The following is a 4619-nucleotide window of genomic DNA, read 5'->3' on the forward strand; positions in this document are numbered from 1 at the left end:
GCCATGCGGCCGCGATAGGGATTGCCGCCATAGACGCGTGCAGTCGGCTGCCCACGCCCAACGACCTGAGCCGGCGGATGGCCCTGTCTCGCTTGCGGCGGCGGCGCACCGACGGCGCCTGCCGCGGGTGCATGCTGCTGTGGCGGCGCCTGCAGCTGCTGCTGGGCCTGTGCGGCACACGCAAGCAGGGACAGCGCGGACACGAGCGATACGACGATCGTGGATCGGCTGGATAGTTTCATGCTGGGGTACCCCCTCATTGCGAGATTCTTGCCGCCGAAATCGAAAAGCGGCTCGCGAGCCGGCCTCGGCCCTGAATCTCCGGGAGGGCCAATATGCCGTCATCGGCGCGGTCCGCAACTCGACAATAGCGGGCCGGCCCGATTTGTAATGTTACAAGGCGGTAAGACGAACAGAATATGGCCGATTGCAGGCAGATCAGCATGATTCCAGCGAGCGGCCGGTCGGCTGAAGCATTATCGGGCCGGCTCGATGACGTTGCAGTTGGTGCGGCCGGACATCAGGCAGTCCTGCATCTTGCTCGCGGCCGAAAGGTCCCGCGCCAGCCACACCCCGAGCGCCAGAAGCGCAGCCGCGATGATCAGGCCGGCCATCGCGCCGCGCCGGCTATCGCCTTGTTCGGGGTCTGTCATTCACGCGGTCCGCGTCGGGAGGCGGTTGCTCCTACCACGCCCGTCACACGCTTGTCATACCCCGCGTCGCATGGCTGCGGTTCTGCCCGTGCGGTCGGCGACGGGCTGAACCTGCTCCAGCCGCGTACAGCTGGTCACGATTGCGATTCGATGACACTGCCATTCCGGGCCGAGCGCGCTCACGACCGGTCTCGGATAGACCAGAGCAATCGACAGCATGCCGGTTGCACCGGCCGAAATCGCGGCGGCGACGACGAGGGCCAACTTCCTGCGGGTCCATGATATGCCAGTCATCTTGCGGCTCCTGTCCCACAGGCACATAAATACGCCCACAGCGCGTTTCCGCTTGTGAACGAGATCACCAATCTGGTCGTCTTTTGAGCGTTCTCAACCGCCCTGCCGCAATCGTGATCGCCAAAATGCGCAGAAATTCCCCATTCACGCCCTTTGCGACCGCGCCGAAATCCATCGCGGAATGACGCGGCTGCGGTGGATAATGGGTGGCATCTCGGCGCGCCACGCTGTAAATCGCTGTCCAACGCTTACTCGCCGCGCGCGACGCGGTTGGACGGCGGCACGATTACAGGACCAGAGAGACATAGAGAGAAGTAACAGGCTCGTTCGATGAGTGGATTCAAGGAACCCGGCTTCGCGGACCGACAGAAAGCGGCACTGCAGTCGAAGCGACATCTTTTGGATAAATTCCGCGCCCAACCCGGCCCCGATGATCCGGAAGTTGCCAAGCGCAGGGCCGAGCGCGAGGCGATCGCGGCCCGCCGCGAGGATGCGCGTCTGGCGCGCGAGGCCGAGAAGGCCGAACAGAAACGGCGCGAGGAGGAAGCCGCGGCCGCGGAAGCCTCGCGCGTGGCGCGCGAGAGGGAAGAGGAAGCGGCGCGGCAGGCCGCGATCGAATCCGAGCAGAAGGCCAAACGCGATGCGCGCTATGCCGCGCGCAAGGCCAGGGGCAAACGGAAATAACCGTTCGCGCGTCACGGCCGGATCTGCAGCTGCTCGGCCCGCCCGTCTGCGGGACGGGCCGTGATAACCGTCGCGAGACTCGAGCAGTTTGGCTCGGCGTCGCCGCCGAGATCTTGGCGAACGAATTCTGGACGCCGAGTCCGCTGCCCGCTAGTTCTTCTTCATCATGCCGTCGTCCTTTTTCATGCCGTCTTTCGACATGGTGTCCTTCTTCATCATGCCATCGTCCTTCGACATCGAATCCTTTTTCATGCCATCCTTGGACATCGTGTCTTTCTTCATGGCGTCGTCCTTGCCCATCTTGTCCTGGGCGAAGGCTGCGGGGGCGAATGCAAGGCTGAGCGCGAGCGCGGCGGCCGAGAGTGCTGATGCAAGGCGGATGGTCATGGCTGGTATTCCCTCTTGAAATCTGTCCTGACAGCGGCGGATGCCGCTTTGGTTGTTGACGCGCCTCCCCGCTCTCCTGTTACGTAACCTCCGCAACTTTTTTCAGAGCCGGGGGCTTTCAGGACACGCGCCGGGGTTTCGGCCATCGGGCACGACACAATTTCGCCCGCGAAAATTGTGTAGTGCCGGACCACAACGAGTGCGTCGCGATCAAGGCGGCGGCTCGGCCCCGACCAATCTGACGAGACGAATGGCACTTTGGCCGGCCAGCAGGCGCTCCTGGCACAAGGTGCAACCCACCAGAAGATGTTCCAGGGAGTTACCATGCTGACACGCCGCCATGTTCTTGCCTCCACCCTTGCCGCGCCCGCATTGCTCCATCTCGGCACCGGCACGGCGAAAGCCGCCACCACGTTGAAGATTTCGCATCAATTCCCGGGCGGGACGATCGACAAGGGCGACTTCCGCGACCGGCTCTGCCGCATGTTCGCGGCCGAGGTCGCCAAGCGCTCGAATGGCGAAATCGCGGCGGAAGTTTATCCGAACTCGTCGCTGATCAAGACCAATGCGCAGTTCTCCGCGATGCGCAAAGGCGCTCTCGATATCAGCCTCTATCCGATGCCCTACGCCGGCGGCGAACTGCCGGAGACCAATATCGGGCTGATGCCGGGCCTGGTGACGACTTACGACCAGGGTCTGAAATGGAAGAGCCAGCCGGTCGGCAAGGCCCTCAGCGATTTCCTCGCCGACAAGGGCATCATCCTGTTGAGCTGGATCTGGCAGGCCGGCGGCGTGGCCAGCAAGCCGCGTGCTATTGTCGCACCTGACGATGCCAAGGGCCTGAAGGTGCGCGGCGGCTCGCGCGAGATGGACATGGTGCTGCAGACCGCCGGCGCCTCGGTGCTCTCGGTGCCGTCGAACGAGATCTACGCCGCGATGCAGACCGGCGCATGCGATGCCGGCATCACCTCCTCGACCAGCCTGATCTCGTTCCGCCTCGAGGAGGTCTCGAAATTCCTGACCTCCGGCGCCGGCGCCTCCTACTGGTTCATGCTGGAGCCGCTGATGATGTCGAAGAGCATCTTTGACGCTCTGCCGAAGAACCATCAGGACATCATCCGCACCGTCGGCGCCGAACTGGAGGCGTTCGGCAAGAGCGGCGCGCAGGAGGACGATGCCGAGGTCGCCAAGGTCTACGAGAAGGCCGGCGCCAAGGTCACGCCGCTCGACATCGCCACCGTCAACAAGTGGCGCGACATCGCCCGTGACACCGCCTGGAAGGACTATGGCGCCAAGACCGCGACCGCGGCCAATCTGTTGAAACTCGCATCCGACGTAACAGCATGATGCATGGTCCCTCGCCGGAGCGCGCCGACACCTCACCCGCCCCGGCCAGCTATCCGCTAGTTGGGACATGCGAACGCGCGCTCCGGGTCTGCAACAACATCATCGTCGTGTTCGCGGCGCTCGCTTTGATCGCCGCCTGCGCGATCCTGAGCTACAGCGTGCTCTCCCGCGCGCTGTTTCAAGCCGCCAACTACTGGCAGGATGAGGCGGCGGTCTTTCTCCTGGTCGGCGCCACCTTCATGACGGCGGCCTATGTGCAGGGAAGCCGTGGCCACATCGGGATCGAGGCGTTCGTCGGCCTGCTCTCGCCGCGCGCCAATCGCGTCAGGCTGTGGCTGGTGGATCTCGCAAGCTTTGCGTTCTGCGCCTTCTTCAGCTGGAAGTCATGGACGCTGACGCATGAGGCCTGGACCGACGGCCAGGTTTCGAACTCGATGTGGTCGCCGCCGCTGGCGATTCCCTACGGGCTGATGGCCTGCGGCATGACGCTGCTTTGCCTGCAAATCCTGTTGCAGCTGACAAGTCCTTTGAGCGGAGCAAAAGCCCGATGACGGTGCTGGGGACCGGCGTGGCCTATGGGCTGGCCACGCTGTTTGCGATGTTTTCGGGCATGCCGATCGCCTTTGCGCTCGGCGCGGTGGCCGTGGTGTTCATGGCGATCTACATGCCATCAGCCTCGCTCGATACGGTGACGCAGAACGTCTACGAGGAAATGGCCTCGATCACGCTGCTGTCGATCCCGCTGTTCATCCTGAAGGGCGCGGCGATCGGCAAGTCGCGCGCCGGCCAGGATCTCTATTCCGCCCTGCATGCCTGGCTGCACCGCATCCCCGGCGGCCTTGGCGTCGCCAACGTCTTTGCCTGTGCGCTGTTCGCGGCGATGGCGGGCTCATCGCCTGCGACCTGCTCGGCGATCGGCTCGGCCGGCATCCCCGAGATGCGCAAGCGCGGCTATTCCGGCGGCTTTGCCGCCGGGATCATCGCCGCCGGCGGCACGCTCGGCATCCTGCTGCCGCCCTCGATCACCATGATCCTGTTCGCGGTCGCTGCCGAGAAATCGCTCGGCCGCCTGTTCCTAGCCGGCATCGGACCCGGCCTGCTCCTGGTCTCGCTGTTCGGCATCTATGCCGTGATCCGCTTCCGCCGGGAATATGAAGCCGCGCGCGCGATCTATGACACCACCGGCCAGGGGTCCGCCATTCTGATGCATGACGAGTTCACGCTAGCCCAAAAATTCAGCACGCTGCCCCGCGT

7 protein-coding genes and 1 pseudogene are annotated in these 4619 nt (G+C 64.1%); 4 read left to right on the top strand and 4 right to left on the bottom strand.

Features of this window, described 5'->3' with window-relative positions; all coding sequences use genetic code 11:
* From JOZ76_RS37075 to JOZ76_RS37085, 3 genes and pseudogenes are all read right to left on the bottom strand, one after another.
* Positions 1 to 242 (bottom strand): annotated as a pseudogene (locus JOZ76_RS37075) (hypothetical protein); the annotation flags it as partial.
* A gap of 234 nt (positions 243 to 476) precedes the next feature.
* Positions 477 to 653: a hypothetical protein gene (locus JOZ76_RS37080; protein WP_291706326.1), complete on the bottom strand. Its 177-nt coding sequence runs from the start codon at positions 651 to 653 to the stop codon at positions 477 to 479.
* Positions 654 to 707: 54 nt separating this feature from the next.
* Complete coding sequence (locus JOZ76_RS37085; protein WP_291706327.1) at positions 708 to 947, bottom strand: hypothetical protein; 240 nt, start codon at positions 945 to 947, stop codon at positions 708 to 710.
* 330 nt (positions 948 to 1277) lie between these two features.
* On the opposite strand from JOZ76_RS37085, the gene JOZ76_RS37090 reads away from it, so the two are divergent.
* Positions 1278 to 1631 carry a DUF6481 family protein gene (locus JOZ76_RS37090; RefSeq protein WP_291706328.1) on the top strand — a complete coding sequence of 118 codons (354 nt, stop codon included), beginning with the start codon at positions 1278 to 1280 and terminating at the stop codon, positions 1629 to 1631.
* Between the two features lie 150 nt (positions 1632 to 1781).
* On the opposite strand, the gene JOZ76_RS37095 is transcribed toward JOZ76_RS37090, so the two are convergent.
* Positions 1782 to 2018: a pentapeptide MXKDX repeat protein gene (locus JOZ76_RS37095; RefSeq protein WP_291706329.1), complete on the bottom strand. Its 237-nt coding sequence runs from the start codon at positions 2016 to 2018 to the stop codon at positions 1782 to 1784.
* A gap of 324 nt (positions 2019 to 2342) precedes the next feature.
* On the opposite strand from JOZ76_RS37095, the gene dctP reads away from it, so the two are divergent.
* The 3 genes from dctP to JOZ76_RS37110 form a co-directional block, all read left to right on the top strand.
* Positions 2343 to 3365, top strand: coding sequence for a TRAP transporter substrate-binding protein DctP (gene dctP / locus JOZ76_RS37100; protein ID WP_291706330.1), 1023 nt, complete (start codon positions 2343 to 2345; stop codon positions 3363 to 3365).
* Positions 3362 to 3916 (top strand): TRAP transporter small permease, encoded by a 555-nt coding sequence (locus JOZ76_RS37105; RefSeq protein WP_291706331.1) that lies wholly within the window; start codon positions 3362 to 3364, stop codon positions 3914 to 3916. The genes dctP and JOZ76_RS37105 overlap by 4 nt, the downstream gene beginning before the upstream one ends.
* A partial coding sequence (locus JOZ76_RS37110; RefSeq protein ID WP_291706332.1) for a TRAP transporter large permease subunit occupies positions 3913 to 4619 on the top strand: 707 nt, incomplete at its 3' end. The genes JOZ76_RS37105 and JOZ76_RS37110, both read left to right, overlap by 4 nt.

This window comes from Bradyrhizobium sp., from assembly GCF_019244115.1.
GTDB lineage: Bacteria > Pseudomonadota > Alphaproteobacteria > Rhizobiales > Xanthobacteraceae > Bradyrhizobium.